Raw genomic sequence first — 20,235 nt, 5'->3', positions numbered from 1 at the left:
AAGACATTACTTTTGATTTTTAGATTTTTGAATCTGAATTCGGAAGAATAAAGTTTTTTTTAGAACATCCCGTTTTCATTAATCATTTCGGTAGGAATGGATTGCCCTAAATCCCAAAATTCTACAATTTTATCCAATTCAAAACGAAGGATATGTACGACAGCAAAACCAATGTCAGCAGGAGTCTGTTTCAGGTGTGAATGTACGGCAACCAGATCTTTATCTTCCAGAATATGATGAATAGTTAAAGTTTTATTGGGATTTTTTCGGGTTGATTCTTCCATAGCCAACATCAGCGTTTCGGCATCTCCTTTAAAATAAGCATTGTGATGTTTGAAATTTTCGCCGGCATGAAGACGAAAAGCTTCGTGCGAATGTCCGTTTGCGGCGAGTTTTAAAAAGTCGCGGGCGATTTCTTTCTTAGTCATGGTATTTAAGTTTAATGAGCTAACTAAGTTATGAAATTAATTGCACTAAACTGGCTTAAGTGCTTAATTTTAAGATAGTATAAACTCTACGATAGCTTGAGAATGTATTTTTGTAGTGTCAAAAACAGGTACTGAAAAATCAGACTGATTTAACAGTAACGGAATTTCGGTACATCCGAAAATGATGCCTTCGGCACCTTGCAGAATAAGTTCGTTTGCAATTTGGATATAATTTTGTCTCGAATCGGGATTGATAATTCCTCTTCCGAGTTCTTCTTTTAAAACATATTGTATGTAGTCCCGTGTTTCCTGTTTTTCGGGTATCAGGACATTCAGTCCAAAACTTTTAAGACGATCTTTGTAAAAATCCATTTCCATCGAAAATGAAGTTCCTATAAGTCCAACGGTTGTGATTTTTTCTTTTAGAATGACTTTTGCGGTCTCCGTTCCGATATGAATTAGGGGCAGTCCAATTTCATTTTCGATTTCACGGGCAAACATATGTGCCGTGTTTGCACACAAAACGACAGCATCAACACCGCTGTTTTTTAAACTTAAGCAGGCATTCCATAAGAGTTCATAGGAATGAGCCCAAGTTTTTTCCTGTACATCACCAAAGTTTAGTGAATAAATCAGGCATTCCGCAAATTGAAGTCCACCTAATTTTTTATTTACTCCTTCGTTAATAAATTTGTAGTAATCTATAGTAGAAACCCAGCTGATTCCGCCCACAAGCCCAATTTTCTTCATTATTTTATAAAGCGGAGTTTTACGATTTAGAATCTTTTTTTGCAAACAATTTTACAGCCAGATACGCTGTTGGTATATAGGCAAAGAAAAGGTCTGTGATCGTAAACCAAACCGGTGAAGGCAATGAGCACACATTTACAATTCCCCCAAGTAAAAAGAAAGCACCAATAACCAGTCCTAGTTTTGTTTTATTACTGATTGCAATTAAAACAGTTGTTCCCGCACCTGCAAACGTACCTATTGCGTGCGCCAGAAAGGGAAAAAGAAAATGTTTGGGTTCAAACAAATGCATAGTTGCTTTTAGTCCTTCCATGGTTGTGACATCAGCACCATTGGGAGGCGGAATGACAGAACTGCTCATTAATATGATAGCCATATTGACAATGCTTCCAACAAAAAGACCAAGTATAACTGCTAATGTATTTCTTAAAATAGGGTTCATAGTCATCGTTTTAGTAAAACGAATGTATGAAAATTATAGTTGGTATTGCAATTAAATGATGCTTTCGGGTTTGTTTTTTATTCTTTTTCAGAAAGTTTTTTTTCGTTTTCTGTTTGTGGTTTTCCAGTTGCGTTTGGTTCTCCTTTTCCGGTTGTAATTAGTTTAAGCAAACTATTTCCGATATAATTGGTCCAGGCGCCTCTGCAAATTTCAAAACATTCATATTCTGGTACCAAACCCACATGAGTAAAACGAAGTTCCGTTTTGCCGTCTTTTTGCGAAATTTCAAAAGTAGGATGAGTTCCCGTCCATTCTGTTTTATCTTCTGTAAACTTGAAGTAATTTTTTTCCACTAACCAGACTATTTTCTGATTCGGAATTACTTCTGTGATTTTTACTTTACAACGATGGATATCTTCGTAATGGTAGTCAAATTCATCGTTTAGTTTCGCACTATTGCCTTCGATTTCTTCCGACCACCAACCGCGCACATTCGTAACGGCATCAAAAACTTTCTGTGGAGACTGATCTACTCTTATAACTGTGGTAAAATTTGTTGCACTCATTGGGTAAGGGTTTAAAAGTTAGAATACAAATTTAGGTTTTAATTATCAAGGTGTTAGGGGTGTGAAGAGACAAGATTGAGGGGTGAATCAGACAATTAGATAATTAGACAATTAGATTATTGGATTGTTAGATTGTTGAGTTTTCGGCTTGCATTTTACATTTCACAACTCACAACTCATAACTCATAACTTTTCCTCCTAATTTTCTAAAAGAGATGAAGTTAATTGTTATTTTTAACCAACCATCTAAAACCAAATTATTTATGAAGAAAATATTCTTTGTAGCAGTTCTGCTGTTAACCATTTCTTTTTCTGCCTTTGCACAATTAAAAGCACCTTCAGAATTTATTCCGAATTACGGAAAACAAATTAGTTATTACCATCAGGTCGAAGAGTATTTTAAATATCTGACGGAACAATCGCAATCGATCAAAAAACAAAAATACGGCGCAACCAACGAACAGCGGGATCTGAATGTTTATTATATTTCGACTCCCGAAAACTTGGCAAATCTGGAACAAATTAGAAACAATAATTTAGCCGCCATTGGACTATCAGATAAAAAAACGAGTGGAGTTGAAAATAAAATTATTGTTTGGCTGAGTTTTAACGTTCATGGAAATGAGTTTGCCGGAACCGAAAGTGCATTAACCGTGGCCTACGAACTTTTGAATCCCTCAAATGAAGCCACAAAACAATGGCTCAAAAATACCATTGTCATTCTGGATCCGTGTATTAATCCCGATGGTTATTCGCGATATGGAAACTGGCTGAGAGAAATCTCGGGAAAAAAAACACATCCGGGTTTGTATGACAGAGAGCATATGGAAGTCTGGCCGGGTGGAAGATACAATCATTATCTTTTTGATTTGAATCGCGACTGGGCATGGCAGACACAAATTGAATCGCAGCAGCGCATTAAATTGTACAACCAATGGATGCCACAGGTACATACCGATGTGCATGAAATGAGTTACAATTCACCTTATTTTTTCCCACCGGCTGCAGAACCTTTGCATGAATTTATTGAACAATATCAGAAGGATTTTTATACGGTTTTAGGTAAAAATATCTCGCAGAAGTTTGACAAGGAAAACTGGATGTACAATACCAGAGAGCGATTTGATTTGTTTTATCCGAGTTACGGAGATACCTATCCAACCTATAATGGCGCCGTAGGTCTTACGCTTGAAAAAGGCGGAATAGGAGCAGGACGTGAAGTAACCATGGAAAACGGCTCTAATGTTACTATAAAAGATCGTTTGACGCAGCATGCCGCAGCAGTTTTGACCGTAGTAGAAAGTGCCGCTTCACAGAAAGAAGTATTGCTGAAAGGTTTCAGGGATTTTCATATCAATGCCCGTAAAAAAGCAAAAGGGGTTTACAATACGTATGTTTTGAAAAATAATCCTAAGCTGGAACAGCTGGTGGAGCTGCTTCAAAAGAATGATGTTGAATTTAGTTACGCAGAGGCGCCCGGAAGCGCCTCCGGATTTCATTATCAAACTAAGAAGAACGAGAGTTTTAAAATTGAGCCTAATGATTTGATTATTAAAGCAGATCAGCCAAGATCGGTTTTAACACAGGTATTGTTTGAACCCAATCAGAAATTAAATGACAGTTTATCGTATGATATTACTGCCTGGGCACTTCCTTTAGCTTATGGTGTTGACGGTTATGCGGTTAAAAATAGTGTTCCGATTAAAACAAAGAATAAAATCGAGTCTGCAGAAAAAAACATACCGGAATCCGTTTACGCCTTTTATGTTCCGTGGAATAACAGAACGTCGGCTCAGGTTGTTTCTTTGCTGCATCAGGCGGGAATTAAAGTTCGTTCGGCCATGAAAAAAGCAGTTTTCGGAACCGTTACGATCGAGCCGGGAGGATTAATTATCAGCAGAGCCGATAATCCAAAAATTACAGATTTTGAAAAGACAGTCGGCAATATTATCAAAGTCAAAACCGATTTTAGTTTTATCAGTACAGGATTTTCGACTAATTCTAAAGATATCGGAGGGGAGAATTTTACGCTACTTAAAGCGCCAAAAATACTTATGTTGTCCGGAAAAGGAGTAGTTTCAACCGAGTTTGGAGCGACATGGTTTTATCTAGATGAAACAGTTGCTTATCCGGTGAGTATTGTAGAAACGGCAAATTTAAACAGAGTTAAATTGTATAACTATAATACTTTGATTCTCTCAGACGGTAGCTATGACCTGGCGGAAGATCAGAAAAAGCAAATCGATGAATGGGTGAAAAATGGTGGAAAAGTTATTGCCATGGCCAATGCAATTTCATTGTTTCAGGACCGTGACGGGTACGCTCTGAGTTTGTTTGCTAGTAAAGAAGATAAAGAAAAATCGGAAAAAGAAGAGAAAGAGATCGAACTTAAAAAACGTTTTCTGGACTTTGAAGGTTCAGAGCGAAGAGAAATTTCGGGTTCGATTCCCGGTGCCATCATCGAAAATAAACTCGACAAAACCTATCCAATGGCTTTCGGCTTAGGGAATACGTATTTTAGTCTTAAAAGTAACGAAAGATCATTCTCATTGCTAAAAAAGGCCATCAATGTGGCGTACATTCCGAAAGATTATTTAAGCTATGGATTTGTAGGTAATGATATTAGAAAAAAACTGAACGAAACGGTAAGTTTTGCTGTGGACAAAAGAGGAGATGGAACCGTAATTTATATGATGGATAACCCGCTTTTCAGAGGTTTTTGGGAAAATGGAGTTTTACTGTTCAGCAATGCTCTTTTCCTGGTACGATAAGAAACTAAAAGTTTTATTTCCGCTCCTCAAATCTTTTTGAAGAGCGGATTTTTTTTTTGATGGATGTCAAAAAAAGGTCAGGTAGCTATTTTCTTTCTCGTTTTATTTTATACTCTCTGTCAATTCAAACAGAATATAGGGGCCGTGTTCTGATAAACCTCTTTCTTTGATGGAGAAACCTTTTTGCTGATAAAAAATAACAGCTCTACTATTGTTTTCAAGGCATTTGAGTGTAATTGGTAAATCGGTTATCTGAATGGCAGCTTTTAATAAAGCGCTTCCAATACCTTTGCTTTGATGGTCTTGATCTACATACAGATGATGAATGAAACGACTTTTCATCCAGATCGAAATAAATCCAACGACAGTTTCACCAATTCGCGCGACTAAAATTGTTTCTCCTTTGGTTAAGGAGTCAAAATCTTTGAGTTGAAATACTGACGGATCAAGCCAATAAAAAGTAGATCGCCTTTCTTGCAGGAATAAGGTTCTTAAGATGCCATAATCTGTTTTTTCGGCCGGAGTTATTTTCATTCTAAATTTATTTTAGCCTGATTTTGTTTTTTATTGAGTTTTCTGATCCAATAAACAATATAGAATCCGCCAATTGTTCCCGGAATAAACCATCCATAAATGTTGGGAATAAACTGGTTTACTACAATAAAAGCAGTGGTGGCGGAGATATAACCGCCAATCATTTTTCCTAAATGTAATTTCAGCCAGACCTTTTGAAGATTAGTTTTGTTTTGGAATAGCAGAAAATCCCGGGTTGAAAAAAGGAGTCCGACAAGACCAAGCACGGTAAGGACAATATTGATTTTTTGATTTATAAGTGGATTGTATAAAATCATTAAAATTCCCGTGATGATCATTATTCCTGAGATAATTTTATCCGTTTTTAAATTGATGTTTTTGTTTTTGAATTGCAAAGCCCGATACCCTGTTATAGTGAAGTAAGAGCTAAACAGACCAATTGAAAATAAAAAAGAACTCTCATGTTTAGGCAAGCTTGAGATAATTAAAGCCGTTAGAGCCGATAAAAGCATAGTGTAGTAAAAGAGTTTTCCGGATTTTTTATGGATGCTTTTTCCTTTTTTAGATGCTAACGAAAGGAATCCCGAAAGTAGTGCAATACCGCCAAACAGAGCATGAAAATAGATGAATATTTGTATGAGTTGTTCTTTCTCCATTTAAAATTTAAAGAGTTTTTAGGATTGCTTTTTAATTTAAAGAGTGAATATAATACTTTTTTAAATTATTTCAGACGTATTAAAACTCCCTTACGCTTGACAATGTTTTTATAGTCCCACTGAATTTCTTTTGCTTTTGCAAGCCAGCGTTTTAAATCAGATGGGTTAATTTGGTCGACTGAGGTATAGCGAAATTCTGCCGCTTTGAAAGAGCCTTCATTGGCAAGTTGTTCTTCATCAAAAGACTGACCGCTCCAAAACAATAACCGAACATCATTTTTTAGTTTGCTGTAGCCTACAATAGGATTACCCTCTAAAAACCAAACCGGATGTGCGTGCCAGATTTTATTCTCCGCATCCGTAAGGTTTTCGTCGACTAAAGCAGCCAGCCGATTGCAGATTTCCCGATCAGTGCTGCTTTGTGCATTGTTATAATCTTGTACGGCTGTATTCATGATGATAAGAGGTTTTAAGTTTTATCGATGTAATGAGCTAAAATACGTTTTTTTTAAGTTTGGGTCAGGAGTTTAAGTGGATGTGTTGATTAAAAGTAGTCGAAAAGTGACTTACAAACTCTTTGGTGTATTGTCCGGTAGGATCGAGATCAGGATCTAAAATGGTAATTTCAAGCCCGGTTAATAAATTACTCTGAAAAAGCATTGAAGTTAGTTCATTAAATTCGGCATAAGTAAGTCCGTCAGGTGTTCTGCTGTCGACGCAAGGCATTATGGTGTCATTTAAAACATCAACATCAATATGCAGCCAGAAACCATCGAGATTCTTGTTTTCTATTTCCGAAAGAAATAATTGTACGCTTTTTAAAACACCTTGGTTTCGCAAGTGGTCCAGACTAAGGTACGTGGCAGAAGAGTTGCGAATTTCATTTTCATAGGCATCATCATATTCACGGTTTCCCACACACCAGAGATTTTCTTCTTTGATATAAGGACGCAGATTTAGAATATTGGTTAGTTTGTCTGTCCCGTTTCCGGTAACTATCGAGGCTGCCATTCCGCCAACACCTCCGGTTTCGGACAAGGAAATATTCATAAAATCGGTATGTCCGTCGAGATAAAATAGTCCGTAATTCCCTTTTTGCTTTAAAGCTATAGCAGTTCCTAAAAGTATACTGCAGTCTCCGCCTAAGATAAACGGAAATTTGTTCTGAGAAAGTAAATTGTTTAACAGATAAGCTTGCTCTCTGGCATAATCGATTAGTGAATTGCTGTTGAGAATTTGAGTTTCAGGATCCCGCTTATTTGAATATTTTGGAGGATCAAGTCTTACACTATTTTTAGGGTGAATGAGTTTATGAAGATGGTGTTTCCATAACCAGTCAGGTAAGTTTTTTACGCCCGGTTCTTTTCCGGGTTGAGGTTCTTTCAAACCCAGATTCGACGGAAATTCAACAATGCATATTTCTTTCATGACCCTTTTTATTTAGTGATAAAGTTATGAAAAATAATCGCGTGTAAAAGTTGGAAAGTGCCAAGTTTGTACCGTCTTTTTTTGAAGGAAAATAGTGCTTTGAAATGTATTTGATTGAAGAGTTTTATTCGCAAAATCATTCCTTGTGAACAGTAATTATCAATTTGTTTTTCCTTTGTTCTACATTTACCATCAGTCCTGCCATGAAGCCAAGACGACCAAGCCATTTGCCTTCAAGTATTATTTGTGGAATCGTTATGGTTTTTCTGTAAGCCCGTGCTTGATGCTTTCTATGAATTTTCAGTCGTCTTAAATTTTTCATTTTCCTTGTATCTGTATGTTTTTTTAATGAATATCCAGTAGAATACAAATGTCTTTTGATTTATGGAGAATGTTGTCATATTATAAATTGACAATCCATAATTTTATAGAAACGAGTACAAAAAAAAATCCGGCTTGGTTTCACAAGTCGGATTTACTATTTTTTTCTGATGAAAGCAGTAATCAATAAAGAGCACTTTTTTTATTCCAGTTTTTTAATAAGCTGAATAGAACCTTCCTGTAAGGCTTTATAATAATCGCCTTTTTTTAGTTCCGGAAGTACATAAGCTGATACGATGTCTTTAATTTCCTGATCGCTCATTTTTGGACGCAGTTTGTTAACACCCTGAATCTGAATTTGTCTCAATTGCTTGCTTAAAACGATTAAAATAGAGGAGTCTATTTTTAGTTTAGAAACCAGATACTGTTCAAGGTCTGAAGAATAATCGGTAAGATTAGTGTATGGTGCTATTGAAGAGAGGGTTACAATAGTAATTTTAGTTTTAGTTTTAGTTTCGCCGGCTTTCAAAAAGTCGCTCAGATTTTTGGTTTGGCTTGAAGTAAGGATTTTTTCAAAATCATTTACATAATTAGTAGATTTTGCAAAAACATCAGGCGTTTCGGTTTTGGTTTGCGCAATAATCATTGCAGGTAAAAGAAGAGCGAATGTTACTACGAGCACTATTTTTTTCATGGCAGATTTGTTTTGGGTGCCGCAAAATTAATGCTTTATTATTAAAAAAAGGTCTCTTAATGGTTACTATAAATTAATATTTATTTTCATAGAAATTTCAAAAAAAAAGTCCGATTTGCTGAGACAAATCGGACTTTAGATACTAAAAACTACAACAAAGGAATTAAATGTTCCCAGTTGAGTTGTTTTGCAAAGTCAAGGGCGGTCTTGCCATTGTTGGTCTTAACTTTTGTGTCTGCTCCCGATTCCAGTAAAACTTCAACAGAAGTTTTATTTCCTGCAATGGTTTCGCGATGTAAAAAAGTATAACCAAGCTCATCTGTCGCGCTAAGTTCTTCGGGATTATTTTTGACAAAATCAATAAGGCTTTCTTTCATGTTTTTGCTCATTGGGTGTTCTATGAGGTTTTCCGGTTTTTCTTTTTGATCTGAAACAACCAGAATATCGTTGTAATCTCCAAATTCTAAACCCCAGGCTTCGTCATGATCTTCTCTTTCCTCTTCACTCATTTCTGAACGCATGGCCTGTATCGTAAAGGCTCCGTAGGTTTTTCCCTGAGACGCATATAGCCAATCGCTTATTTGATTTACGGGAATTTGTACTTCATCGCCATTATTGACATTGGTTAAATCGTTAGGCTGATTTACTAAGATGCCATAAATGGTATCACCGTCAAAATTGATATCGTTAATCCACATGTGTTCGACTACAGTTTCACCATCAATTTCCTGAGTAAAGGCTAGTTTTACGCAGGCAACGTCAAGTCCCGGAACAATTCGGCGGTATTCCCACGATAATTCTCTCCAAAAATATTTAAAGGTTTCCTGTGCTTTTTGATAGGCTTCGATCATTTTTGGATTTTCTCCGTCAGCAAAGAAGGTAGGTGTGTTTTCCATTAGGTATTATTTTAATTAAGGCTGTAAGTGTATTTTAACTCCAAGATAAAATATTTCTGATAAATGGTTTAAAATTTAACAATAAAAAATCCGAATTGAGTTTTTGATACAAAGTGATGTTATTTAATTATGCCTTTGATTTTTCATTATTAATAATAAGTCTGTTTTTGCTTTGTTTGAGAATTAGAATTTCATCGTTAATAAAACTAAGTTTTTCAAGCCATTTGCCTTTATTTTTTAATTTCCTACAAGGTTTTGAAAACCTTGCAGGAGAACTTGGTTATACTGAAAACAATTTAGCGTGAAGGATGGAAGTGGCATCCTTTTATGGCGGGGTTCGCTATAAAAGATACAGCGGACAGCCTGACCCGGAGGGACACGCCATAAAAAAATCCGACTTGCTTTCACAAATCGGATTCTTTTAAATTGAAAATTATATGTAACCGTAAAACGGTATATTTTTACAAGTGAATTACTTCGCCGTAAGCATCAGCAACAGCTTCCATAACAGCCTCACTCATGGTTGGGTGAGGGTGGATAGATTTAAGAATTTCATGACCTGTAGTTTCAAGTTTACGGGCTACAACTGCTTCTGCAATCATATCGGTAACACCTGCACCAATCATGTGGCATCCTAACCATTCTCCGTATTTAGCATCGAAGATTACTTTTACGAATCCGTCTGGAGTTCCGGCAGCTTTTGCTTTTCCTGAAGCTGAGAATGGGAATTTACCAATTTTTAACTCGTATCCTTTTTCTTTTGCTTGTTTCTCCGTTAAACCTACAGAAGCGATTTCTGGAGTTGCATAAGTACAACCAGGAACGTTTCCGTAATCGATTGGGTCTACGTGTAAACCTGCAATTTTTTCTACACAGTTAATTCCTTCAGCAGAGGCTACGTGAGCTAAAGCTTGTCCCGGAGTAACGTCTCCAATTGCATAATATCCAGGGATATTAGTTGCGTTGTAAGCGTTTACTAAGATTTTATCTCTGTCAACAGCGATTCCAACTTCTTCTAAACCGATGTTTTCAATGTTAGTTTTGATTCCAACTGCCGAAAGTACAATGTCAGCTTCAAGAACTTCTTCACCTTTTGCAGTTTTAACAAATGCTTTAACTCCTGCACCTGTTGTATCAATACGTTCAACAGATGAGTTAGTCATTACTTTAATTCCGGCTTTTTTCAAAGAACGCTCAAATTGTTTTGAGATGTCTTCATCTTCTACAGGAACTACATTTGGCATAAATTCTACAATAGTAACGTCAGTTCCCATTGAGTTGTAGAAGTGAGCGAACTCAACTCCAATTGCTCCTGAACCTACAATAATCATAGATTTTGGCTGAGTTGGTAAGGTCATTGCCTGACGGTAACCAATTACTTTTACACCGTCTTGTGGTAAGTTTGGTAACTCACGAGAGCGAGCACCGGTTGCGATGATAATATGATCAGCGCTATATTCAGTAACTTTATTGTCTTTGTCTGTAACGTCAAGTTTTTTACCTGGTTTTAGTTTTCCAAAACCTTCAATAACGTCAATTTTGTTTTTTTTCATTAAGAATTGAACTCCTTTGCTCATTCCTTCAGCAACACCACGGCTGCGTTGAACCACTGCAGGGAAATCTTTGTCGAACTCAGAAACTTTCAATCCATAGTCAGAAGCATGCTTTAGATAATCAAAAACCTGAGCTGATTTTAATAGTGCTTTTGTTGGGATACATCCCCAGTTTAAACATACACCACCTAAGTTTTCTTTTTCAACTACAGCTACTTTAAAGCCTAATTGTGAAGCTCTGATTGCTGTTACATATCCACCGGGACCACTTCCTAAAACAATAACGTCGTATTTCATTTGTTTGGTTTTTAGTATTTATTACCGATAATGAAGTTTAATTCCGAAACTCATTTATCGATTTATTCTTTTGTTATTTGTGCTTGCGAATTTAAGGATTTATTTTAAAAAATACTTTAAAATTTCTTTTCACCCTTGCCGAATTTGATCTTTTCACACAGATATTGAGAAAAGTTATAGAAAAGAATAAAGTTTAATTGGTATTTTATTTTTTTTTAATAACAAAGTAGAGAAAGATGGATCATTAATTTGTTATAAAAAAAAACACATTTTATTTTTTAAAATGTGTTTTTTAGTGAAATAGGCGAATACTTATTTAATGATGATTTTTTTTACGGTATGTGCTTCAGGGTTTTCGATAAAGATGTAGTAAACTCCTTGGGCTATTCCTTTTAAATCGATGTAATTTTCCTGAGTATCTCCTTTTAAGGATACTACTTTTACAAGTTTACCCAAACTGTCATAGATCGTTGCTTTTGTTACTGAAACGTTTGTAATGTATAACTCGCCATGAGATGGATTTGGATAAATATTGATGTTGTTAAAAACCTGCTCATTTGTTTCTAAAGTACGGCAAGTTGATGAGTATTTTGCGATTTCATCTTTTGCATCTGTCCAGGTAGCAGTTGAGAAAGAAGGATTGTCAACTTTTATACAAGTTAATTGAGTATTGTTTTTTAAATTTAAGTTGACTAAAATACCGTTGTTGCCACTTTGTAAATTCAAATCGGTTAGAAGGTTATTAGAACAGTTTACTTCTATTAGATTAGTGTTTTTTGATAAATCAAGACTTGACAGCTGATTGTTCGAACAGTTAAGATTTGTTAGCAAAGTATTGTTCGATACATCTAAAGTTGTTAACCTGCTAAAAGTTGAAGTCGATTTTTTTAGAATAATTTGTATTCCATTACAATAAAATTCTTTTAATAATTTATTTTTAGAAACATTAACACTAGTCAGCGGATTGTTTGAGACGTCCAGATAGTTTAACTGAGTATTATTCGACATGTCAACTGTAGTAATTAAATTTCCTTTACAGATAAATTTCTCTAAAGCGGTGAAGTTTTCAATTCCTTTTAAATCCGAGATGTTTGAATTTGAAATGTCCAGAACTTTAATATTAGCAATACTGGAGGTGGCAACTTTTCCATTTTTTCCGTCAGTGTCAATACCTGCAGCAATAAGAAAATCTTCAAAATTAGAATCTGTTATCAAAGTACTATTGTTGCAATCTTCACTAAATTTTGCCTTTGGATCTTTTCTTGTTGACCATTTCTCGTTTGAATAATAAGCATCATCAACCTGAATACAAGTTAAATCAGGGTTGTTTCTAAAATCTATTCTATATAAAATAAAATTAGGATCAGAGCCTGGAAATGGATCAAACCTATAATTATTACCATTTTTTAGGTTTAGATTTACCAGTTTGTTGGATTCACATTCAAGCGACCTTAGATTTTTGTTATTAGAAACATCCAGGTTCGTGAGCAGGTTGTTAGCACAATCGAATGTGCCAAGCTTAGTGTTTGCAGAAACATCTAAAACGGTTAATTTATTATTGTCACAGTAAAGGAAGTTTAAATCTATATTTTTTGAAACATTAAGATTGGTGATTAAGTTCGAATTACAGTCAAATGAACTTAGTAACAGATTGTTTGAAATATCGATACTTGTTATCTTATTTTGGTAGACTAACAATCTTGTCAATGCGGTATTTTTGGAAACGTCTATTGATGTTAGCTGATTTGTATTGCATATTAAAGATGTCAAAGCGGTATTGTTTGAAACATCTAGTACATCATATTTATTGTTTCCAGCCCATAGTTCAGTTAATTTTGTATTTAAGCTGATGTTTAAGTTAGAAATTTGATTTGAGGTACAAGTTAATGATGTCAATTTGGTGTTTTGCGACACATCCAGATTAGAAACTAAATTATAACCAAGATCTAATTTAGTTAAGGCTTTATTGTTCGAAACATTAAGGTTTGTTAATTTATTTGATGAACATTGTAAAGTGGTTAAGTTTGTATTAGCACTTACATCTAAAGTGCTCAGTTTATTGTAATAACAATTTAAATCAACTAAAGCAGTATTTTTCGATACATCTAAAGTTGTTATAAGATAATTATTGCTACAGTCCAATGTAGTTAAATGGATATTTTTTGTAACATCCAGAGCTTTTAAAGTATAATTTGCCTGACATTTTAATGATGTCAAAGAGGTAAAGTCTTCTAGACCGGTCAAATCTGTAATGTTGCTTAGAGAGACATCTAAAGACGTTACGGTTTTAACACTGGAGGTTAATACTCTTCCGTCTGGAGTTCCTGAATCAATTCCCAGCTGAATCAGTTTCTTTTCGAAATTACTGTCAGGAATAAGCGTGTACAGGACAGTCTGACATTCATTTGAGTAATTGGCAGAAGCATCTTTAGCAGCAGACCAGTTTGCCGTAGAATTTACGGCATTATCAACCTGTATACAAGTTAAATTGGGGTTTTCCTTAAAGTCTATGCTTTGCGCTGCAATCAATTGGTTGCGACCGTTTTTTAGATTTAAGCTTGTTAAAGTCGAATTGTTACAAAATAGCCCAACCATTACCGGATTAGAGGAAATATCAAGTGCCGTAAGTTTTGTATAATGAGCGCTTAGGTAACGTAAAGTTGGAATTTTGGAAATATCAAGCTGTGTAATGTAATTATTGCTGATGTTAAGATTATCCAGTTTTGTGTTTTTAGAAACATTAATTGCGGTCAATTTATTAACGTTACAGCTTAAAGAAATTAGCAATGGATTATTGGTAACATCCAGATTTGTAATTTTGTTGAATGAGACGTCGAGAACAGTCAGTTTTGTATTTTTAGAAACATCAATCGTGGTCAATTTTCCATTTCCACCTGTATCCATGTGTCCAAAATTTCCATGACAAATTAACCATTGTAGTGCTGTAAAATCTTGTATTCCGGTTAGATCAGTAATGGTTGCATTGGTTCCTAAATCTAATTTTGTCACCGAAGAAACGTTTGAAGTCAGTACTTTTCCGTCCGGGACACCTGAATCAATTCCCAGGGAAATAAGAGCATTTTCGAAATTGCTGTCAGGAATAAGAGTATATGGGCCAGTCTGACATTCATTTGAGTAATTGGCAGAAGCATCTTTAGCTGCAGACCAGTTTGCAGTAGAATTTACGGCATTATCAACCTGAATACAAGTTAAGTTAGGGTTTTCTTTAAAGTTTATGCTTTGCGCTGCAATCAATTGGTTTTGTCCATTTTTTAGATTTAAACTTGTTAAAGTCGAATTGTTACAAAATAGCCCAACCATTACCGGATTAGAGGAAATATCCAGTGCCGTAAGTTTTGTGTAATCAGCGCTTAGGTAACGTAATGTTGGAATTTTCGAAATATCAAGCTGTGTAATATAATTATTGCTGATGTCAAGATTATCCAGTTTTATATTTTGAGAAACGTCAATTTTTGTTAGTTTATTTACGCTGCATTTTAGTGAAATCAGTAAGGGATTCTTGGACACATCTAAAGCTGTAATTTTATTGTATGAGATATCAAGAGCAATTAGTTTTGTATTTTTAGTAACGTCAATAGTAGTCAGTTTTCCATTTCCGCCTGTGTCCATGTGCCCAAAATTTCCATGACAAATTAACCGTTGAAGCGCTGTAAAATCTTGAATTCCGGTTAGATCAGTAATGGTTGCATTGGTTCCTAAATCTAATTTTGTCACCGAAGAAACGTTTGAAGTCAGTACTTTTCCGTCCGGAACACCTGAATCAATTCCTAAGGAAATAAGAGCACTTTCGAAATTGCTGTCAGGAATAAGGGTGTATGGACCTGTCTGGCATTGGTTCGAGTAAATGGCAGAAGCATCTTTGGCAGCAGACCAGTTTGCAGTAGAAAATGCTGCATCATCAACCTGTATACAAGTTAAATTTGGATTTCCTGTAAAGGTTATACTCTGCGGTACAATTAATTGGTTTTTACCATTTCTTAAATTTAAACTTGTCAAATCCGAACTTCTACAAAATAATCCAACCAATGCCGGATTAGAGGAAAGATCTAATGTGGTAAGTTTAGTAGATTCGGCAGTGAGAAAACGTAAAGTTGGAATTTTTGAGACATCAAGCGTAGTAATTTGATTACTGCCTACATCGAGATCATCCAGTTTTGTGTTTTGAGAAACATCAATTGCTGTTAATTTATTTACACTACATCTTAAGGAACGCAGTAATGGGTTATGCGTTACATCTAAATTGGTAAGTTGATTAAAAGAGCATTCAAGAATCGTTAGATTTGTATTCTTGGAGACGTCAAGTGTTTTTAGTTTTCCGTTTCCACCATCACCTGCGCGACCAGTATTTCCTTGGCAAACCAGCCACTCAAGGGCTTTGAAATCTTGAATTCCGGTCAGATCTGTAATGGTTGTATTGGTTCCTAAATCTAATTTCGTGACAGAAGAAACTTTTGAAGTCAGGATTTTTCCATCCGGAACTCCTGCATCGATTCCTAAAGTTATAAGTGCATTTTCAAAGTTGCTGTCGGGAATTATTGTAAATGAATCATTTACACATTCGGTTGAATAATTTGTGGCGGCATCTTTGGCAGCAGACCAGTTTGTAGTAGCATTTACGACATTGTCGACCTGAATACAGTTTAAATTTGGGTTTCCCTTGAAGTTTATGTCTTGTGCTGAAATTAATTGGTTACTTCCATTTTTTAAATTTAAACTTCTTAAATCTGAATTGTTACAAAATAATCCAACCATATTCGGATTAGATGAAATATCCAGATAGGTAAGTTTTGTGTCATCGGCACTTAGGTAGCGTAAAGTTGGGATTTTTGAAAGATCAAGTTGTATAATTTGATTACTGCTTATGTCAAGATTATTCAGTTTTACATTTTTGGAAACGTCAATTTTTGTTAGTTTATTGACGTTGCAATTTAACGAAACCAGTAAGGGATTATTGGTGACATCTAAATTTATAAGCTGGTTATAGGAGCAATCCAGAGTGGTCAGGTTTACGTTTTTAGAAATATCAAGAATTTTTAATTTTCCGTTACCACCGTTGATTACCTGACCTGTATTTCCATGACAAATTAGAGTCTGAAGTGCTGTAAAGTCTTGTATTCCGGTTAGATCTGCAATAGTTGTATTAATTCCTAAATCTAGTGTAGTTACAGTAGAAATGTTTGAAGTTAAAACTTTTTTGTCGGGAGTTCCTGAATCAATTCCTAAAGCAATAAGAGCATTTTCGAAATTAGTATCAGGTATTACAGTACAATTAGGGCAATCGGTAGAATAACTTGTTTGAAGATCCTTTACGTATTCCCAATTCGTACTAGAGTATATTACATTATCAACTTGTATGCATAACAATTGCGGATTGTGTGCTAAATTTAGATTATTGATATTTAAGGATGTATTGTTGCCGTTTTTTATATTGAGATTTACAAGATCGTTAGACTTCAAATTAACATTTTTAAGCTCTTTCTGTTTAGAAAGATCCAAAGTAGTTATTCGGTTGTTTTCGCAATATAAATCTATTAAACCAGTGTTATCGGAAATAGTAAGACTTTTAATCCTGTTATTATTGCAGTTAAGTTCAGTAAGTAATGTATTGCCGATAAGGTTTAAAGAATTCAGTATGTTATCTGAACAATACAGTCCCTTAAGTCTTAAATTTTTAGAAGTGTTTAAAGAACTCAGTTTATTTTTAGAACAATTTAACTGTGTTAGAAAAGTATTTTGGGATATATCCAAATAATTTATTTCATTGGATTGGCAGTCTAAATTTTGCAGGCGGGGGTTTTTACTAACATCTAAACTTTGTATTTTATTGGAATGACAAATCAAAGTAGAAAGTTTAGGATTATTAGGAAAGTCTAAACCGATTATTTCATTGTTGGAACAAATTAAAGTCTCAAGATTAGTAAAAGCATGAAGTCCTCTAAGACTTTTTATGGAACTGGAACTCACATCTAAAGAAGTAACAGATAAAATGTTTGAAGTTAGTACCTTTCCATCGAGAACGGTATCTAATCCGAGAGAGATTAATTTCTGTTCAAAATTTTGGTCAGGAATTAAAGTGGTTTGTGCAAAAGCAGATAAACTGAGTAAACACAGTAAGATAAGTAGTTTTTTCTTCATAAAATTATCCTTGAATTTGGTATACAAGTTTACAATTAATAAAAGTATTAATCCTACTATTCTGCCTTTTTTGACTCTGTTTTTTAATGTTTTGGCGTGAAATTATTTTAAACACTTAAAAATGAGAGGTTTGTTTGTTGGCGTTGGTGCAAAAAAAAAGGAGCTCTTTTTAAGAAGCTCCGGATAATGATAATAATAGAATGATTTTGTATGTATTAGACCTTTACATGGCCCCAATTTTCACCGCTGGCGATACGTCTGATTTGCATTTCGCTAACACCAAATTGTTTGGCAATCATTTTCAGACGTGTTTTTTGTTCCGGACGTGCGAGGATTTTTTTGATTAACATGACTTTGGTAGTTGTTAACTTTCTTCCGTCGGCTTTTAAATTGTGCTCGATCAGATTCTTTTTTGCCTGAATGACATGTGGACTTTTACGGCTGTGCGCCATCATTTCGGCTTTTGTTGCCCAGCATAAATTTTTTACATCGTCGTTGCTGCGGTTGTAATCCAGATGGAGTACATAAGTTTGTTCTTCTGATTCTTTCGGAATGAAATAATGAGCGACTAATTTGTACAGAAAAAGATATTTGTTGACAATTTTGTCACCATCTTTAACCTTAAATCTAAAAGTAGGATAACCATCGCTTAAACCGCCTTTTAGAATACGTCCGTTTTGAATTTCATCTGTAAAACTAATGAGTCGGCCTTTGTTTGAAATAGCATATTTAAGTTGTAATGAGGCGTTTATTTCTATTTCTTTGAATTCTTCGTTTGGATAAAATCTGTTTTGTGGCATTTTCTTTTGCATTTGAATTTTGTCTCTCAAAGATAAATAATTCAAAAAAAAAGACTGCTATCCTAAAGACTGTGAATCAGTAGATTTATGATTCTTATAACGCTATTTTAACTTTTTTAAGAACTTTTTTAGCATTTTGAAATCTAGTTTGCTACAGCAAATTGGGAGTCGTACAGGTTTTTATAATATCCGTCGGTTTTAAGGAGCAATTCCTGGTGCGTTCCCTGTTCTACGATCAGACCTTTATCCATCACAACGATTTTGTCGGCATTTACAATCGTAGCCAATCGGTGTGCGATAATGATCGAAGTTCTTCCTTTGGTAATCGTTTCAGTAGCGCGCTGAATGAGTTCTTCAGAATAGGTGTCTATTGAAGACGTTGCTTCATCCAGAATTAAAATACTCGGATTACTGACATATGATCTTAAAAAAGCAATTAACTGACGCTGTCCGGACGAAAGCATAACCCCTCGTTCTTTTACATCAAAATCATAATTATCCGGCAGACTCATGATGAAATCGTGCACGCCAATTTTCTTAGCAGCCTCTAAAACCTGATCACGACTAATTTCGGGATTGTGTAAAGTGATATTGTTATAAATCGTATCGGCAAACAAAAAAACATCCTGCAAAACCACGGCAATTTGTTTTCGAAGCGAGGCCAGGGTATAATTTTCGATATTATGGCCGTCAATGCAAATGGTGCCGCTGTTAATTTCGTAAAAACGATTCAGTAAATTGATAATGGTAGATTTTCCTGCTCCGGTTGAACCTACAATAGCGACAGTTTGACCTGAAGCGACAGATAAATCAATTCCTTTTATGACTTCTTCTTCCGGAATATAACTGAAACGGACGTCTTTAAATTCAATACTTCCTTCAAAAATTGGAGCTTCAATTGTTCCGGTATCCTGAATATGATCCTGAGTATCGATGATATCAAAAACACGATTGGCGGCAATCATCCCTAATTGCATCTCGTTGAATTTATCTGCAATCTGTCGTAAGGGATTGAACAGCATTCCGATAAACATGGTATAGGAAAACAAATCTCCAAAAGTTGTAAAATGATCTCCGTTCAGGATTTTGAATCCACCATAAACGACCACTACCCCTAAGGTAATAGAAGAGATAATATCGGCAATAGGGAAGAATATCGAGTTGTATAAAATAGTTTTGATCCAGGCAACTCTGTGTTTGTTATTGATTTCTTTAAAATTATCAGCTTCAATTTGTTCGCGATTGAAAAGCTGTACGATTTTCATTCCTGTAACACGTTCCTGTACGAAAGAGTTCATATTGGCAATCTGCGTGCGGACTTCTTCGAAAGCGACTTGCATTTTACGTTGGAATATTCTGGTTATGTAAACCAGAATCGGCATGGCAACGACTACGATCCACGTTAATTTCCAGTTCATGTAAAACATGAAAATAAGGACTACAAGCATTTTCATTAAATCACTAATGATCATAAAAAGTCCCTGGCTAAAAATTCGGGCAATAGATTCAATATCCGAAACAGATCTAGTAACCAATTGTCCCACCGGAACCAGGTCAAAGTACTTCATTCTGAAGCTTAGTATGTGTTTGAAAAGTTTGGTACGAATGTCTTTTACGATATCCTGTCCAAGCCAGTTGGCCCAGTAGACAAAATAGAACTGAGAGAAAACTTCCATTAAAAGAACTGCTCCCATTAACATGATATAAAGCAGTAAACCTTCTTTGTCGTGTGTCTTGATATAGCCGTCGACCGTTTGTTTTAGCAAATAGGGGCGAAGAGCTGCAAAAATAGAAAGAGATACAGCAAAAATAATAACGCCGTAGTAGCGCCATTTATAAGGTTTGGTATATTTTAAGATTCGTTTGAATAATCCGGTATCAAATGCTTTTGCTTTCATTTATTTTTTTTAAGCTTTAAGCTTTAGGCAATAAGCTTTAGGCAA

Annotated in this window: 16 protein-coding genes; 1 reads left to right on the top strand and 15 read right to left on the bottom strand. The window is 35.2% G+C overall.

Annotated elements, in window-relative coordinates; all coding sequences use genetic code 11:
* Window positions 1–59: 59 nt before the first annotated feature.
* The 4 genes from C245_RS0107875 to C245_RS0107860 form a co-directional block, all read right to left on the bottom strand.
* The gene (locus C245_RS0107875; RefSeq protein WP_017496044.1) at window positions 60–428 is read right to left on the bottom strand and encodes an ester cyclase; all 369 of its coding nucleotides are present in this window, start codon (window positions 426–428) and stop codon (window positions 60–62) included.
* Window positions 429–497: 69 nt separating this feature from the next.
* Window positions 498–1,178 carry an aspartate/glutamate racemase family protein gene (locus tag C245_RS0107870; protein WP_017496043.1) on the bottom strand — a complete coding sequence of 227 codons (681 nt, stop codon included), beginning with the start codon at window positions 1,176–1,178 and terminating at the stop codon, window positions 498–500.
* 19 nt (window positions 1,179–1,197) lie between these two features.
* Window positions 1,198–1,620, bottom strand: coding sequence for a hypothetical protein (locus C245_RS0107865; protein ID WP_017496042.1), 423 nt, complete (start codon window positions 1,618–1,620; stop codon window positions 1,198–1,200).
* A gap of 77 nt (window positions 1,621–1,697) precedes the next feature.
* Window positions 1,698–2,186, bottom strand: a complete 489-nt coding sequence (locus C245_RS0107860) for an SRPBCC domain-containing protein (RefSeq protein WP_017496041.1) — start codon at window positions 2,184–2,186, stop codon at window positions 1,698–1,700.
* Between the two features lie 263 nt (window positions 2,187–2,449).
* Between C245_RS0107860 and C245_RS0107855 the strand changes: the two genes are divergently transcribed.
* On the top strand, window positions 2,450–4,957 hold the full coding sequence (locus C245_RS0107855; RefSeq protein WP_026109943.1) for a M14 family zinc carboxypeptidase: 2,508 nt from the start codon (window positions 2,450–2,452) through the stop codon (window positions 4,955–4,957).
* A gap of 102 nt (window positions 4,958–5,059) precedes the next feature.
* Here the strand turns inward: C245_RS0107855 and C245_RS0107850 are convergent, their stop codons facing one another.
* From C245_RS0107850 to C245_RS0107790, 11 genes are all read right to left on the bottom strand, one after another.
* Window positions 5,060–5,491: a GNAT family N-acetyltransferase gene (locus tag C245_RS0107850; protein WP_017496039.1), complete on the bottom strand. Its 432-nt coding sequence runs from the start codon at window positions 5,489–5,491 to the stop codon at window positions 5,060–5,062.
* Window positions 5,488–6,147: a DUF2306 domain-containing protein gene (locus tag C245_RS0107845; RefSeq protein ID WP_017496038.1), complete on the bottom strand. Its 660-nt coding sequence runs from the start codon at window positions 6,145–6,147 to the stop codon at window positions 5,488–5,490. Before C245_RS0107845 ends, C245_RS0107850 begins: the two co-directional genes overlap by 4 nt.
* Before the next feature lie 65 nt (window positions 6,148–6,212).
* Window positions 6,213–6,602 carry a DUF1801 domain-containing protein gene (locus tag C245_RS0107840; RefSeq protein WP_017496037.1) on the bottom strand — a complete coding sequence of 130 codons (390 nt, stop codon included), beginning with the start codon at window positions 6,600–6,602 and terminating at the stop codon, window positions 6,213–6,215.
* A gap of 64 nt (window positions 6,603–6,666) precedes the next feature.
* Entirely contained in the window at window positions 6,667–7,575 is a 909-nt protein-coding gene (locus C245_RS0107835) for an arginase family protein (protein WP_017496036.1), read from the bottom strand.
* Window positions 7,576–7,711: 136 nt separating this feature from the next.
* Entirely contained in the window at window positions 7,712–7,897 is a 186-nt protein-coding gene (locus C245_RS24770) for a SymE family type I addiction module toxin (protein WP_026109942.1), read from the bottom strand.
* A gap of 201 nt (window positions 7,898–8,098) precedes the next feature.
* The gene (locus C245_RS0107820; protein ID WP_017496033.1) at window positions 8,099–8,590 is read right to left on the bottom strand and encodes a YgcG family protein; all 492 of its coding nucleotides are present in this window, start codon (window positions 8,588–8,590) and stop codon (window positions 8,099–8,101) included.
* Window positions 8,591–8,739: 149 nt separating this feature from the next.
* A complete protein-coding gene (locus C245_RS0107815) occupies window positions 8,740–9,486 on the bottom strand; it encodes a DUF2314 domain-containing protein (RefSeq protein ID WP_017496032.1) in 747 nt (248 codons plus the stop codon).
* Between the two features lie 461 nt (window positions 9,487–9,947).
* Window positions 9,948–11,336, bottom strand: coding sequence for a dihydrolipoyl dehydrogenase (gene lpdA / locus C245_RS0107805; RefSeq protein WP_017496030.1), 1,389 nt, complete (start codon window positions 11,334–11,336; stop codon window positions 9,948–9,950).
* 312 nt (window positions 11,337–11,648) lie between these two features.
* The gene (locus C245_RS23640; RefSeq protein WP_017496029.1) at window positions 11,649–17,492 is read right to left on the bottom strand and encodes a T9SS type A sorting domain-containing protein; all 5,844 of its coding nucleotides are present in this window, start codon (window positions 17,490–17,492) and stop codon (window positions 11,649–11,651) included.
* Between the two features lie 215 nt (window positions 17,493–17,707).
* The gene (locus tag C245_RS0107795; protein ID WP_026109940.1) at window positions 17,708–18,292 is read right to left on the bottom strand and encodes an NUMOD4 domain-containing protein; all 585 of its coding nucleotides are present in this window, start codon (window positions 18,290–18,292) and stop codon (window positions 17,708–17,710) included.
* 143 nt (window positions 18,293–18,435) lie between these two features.
* Complete coding sequence (locus C245_RS0107790; RefSeq protein WP_017496027.1) at window positions 18,436–20,190, bottom strand: ABC transporter ATP-binding protein; 1,755 nt, start codon at window positions 20,188–20,190, stop codon at window positions 18,436–18,438.
* Window positions 20,191–20,235: the final 45 nt, after the last annotated feature.

This window comes from Flavobacterium sp. WG21 (genome assembly GCF_000335775.1).
GTDB classification, from domain to species: Bacteria; Bacteroidota; Bacteroidia; order Flavobacteriales; family Flavobacteriaceae; genus Flavobacterium; species Flavobacterium tructae.
The sequence above is the reverse complement of the archived record's forward strand: the minus strand, read 5'-3'. Positions and strand labels throughout refer to the sequence as shown.

What these genes read in the sequence shown, in the direction of transcription:
- C245_RS0107820 (WP_017496033.1), bottom strand. Translation starts at nt 8,590, where the DNA reads ATGAAAAAAATAGTGCTCGTAGTAACATTCGCTCTTCTTTTACCTGCA.
- C245_RS0107865 (WP_017496042.1), bottom strand. Translation starts at nt 1,620, where the DNA reads ATGAACCCTATTTTAAGAAATACATTAGCAGTTATACTTGGTCTTTTT.
- C245_RS23640 (WP_017496029.1), bottom strand. Translation starts at nt 17,492, where the DNA reads ATGAAGAAAAAACTACTTATCTTACTGTGTTTACTCAGTTTATCTGCT.
- C245_RS0107850 (WP_017496039.1), bottom strand. Translation starts at nt 5,491, where the DNA reads ATGAAAATAACTCCGGCCGAAAAAACAGATTATGGCATCTTAAGAACC.
- C245_RS0107855 (WP_026109943.1), top strand. Translation starts at nt 2,450, where the DNA reads ATGAAGAAAATATTCTTTGTAGCAGTTCTGCTGTTAACCATTTCTTTT.
- C245_RS0107790 (WP_017496027.1), bottom strand. Translation starts at nt 20,190, where the DNA reads ATGAAAGCAAAAGCATTTGATACCGGATTATTCAAACGAATCTTAAAA.
- C245_RS24770 (WP_026109942.1), bottom strand. Translation starts at nt 7,897, where the DNA reads ATGAAAAATTTAAGACGACTGAAAATTCATAGAAAGCATCAAGCACGG.
- C245_RS0107875 (WP_017496044.1), bottom strand. Translation starts at nt 428, where the DNA reads ATGACTAAGAAAGAAATCGCCCGCGACTTTTTAAAACTCGCCGCAAAC.
- C245_RS0107860 (WP_017496041.1), bottom strand. Translation starts at nt 2,186, where the DNA reads ATGAGTGCAACAAATTTTACCACAGTTATAAGAGTAGATCAGTCTCCA.
- C245_RS0107815 (WP_017496032.1), bottom strand. Translation starts at nt 9,486, where the DNA reads ATGGAAAACACACCTACCTTCTTTGCTGACGGAGAAAATCCAAAAATG.
- C245_RS0107840 (WP_017496037.1), bottom strand. Translation starts at nt 6,602, where the DNA reads ATGAATACAGCCGTACAAGATTATAACAATGCACAAAGCAGCACTGAT.
- C245_RS0107845 (WP_017496038.1), bottom strand. Translation starts at nt 6,147, where the DNA reads ATGGAGAAAGAACAACTCATACAAATATTCATCTATTTTCATGCTCTG.
- C245_RS0107795 (WP_026109940.1), bottom strand. Translation starts at nt 18,292, where the DNA reads ATGCCACAAAACAGATTTTATCCAAACGAAGAATTCAAAGAAATAGAA.
- lpdA (WP_017496030.1), bottom strand. Translation starts at nt 11,336, where the DNA reads ATGAAATACGACGTTATTGTTTTAGGAAGTGGTCCCGGTGGATATGTA.
- C245_RS0107870 (WP_017496043.1), bottom strand. Translation starts at nt 1,178, where the DNA reads ATGAAGAAAATTGGGCTTGTGGGCGGAATCAGCTGGGTTTCTACTATA.
- C245_RS0107835 (WP_017496036.1), bottom strand. Translation starts at nt 7,575, where the DNA reads ATGAAAGAAATATGCATTGTTGAATTTCCGTCGAATCTGGGTTTGAAA.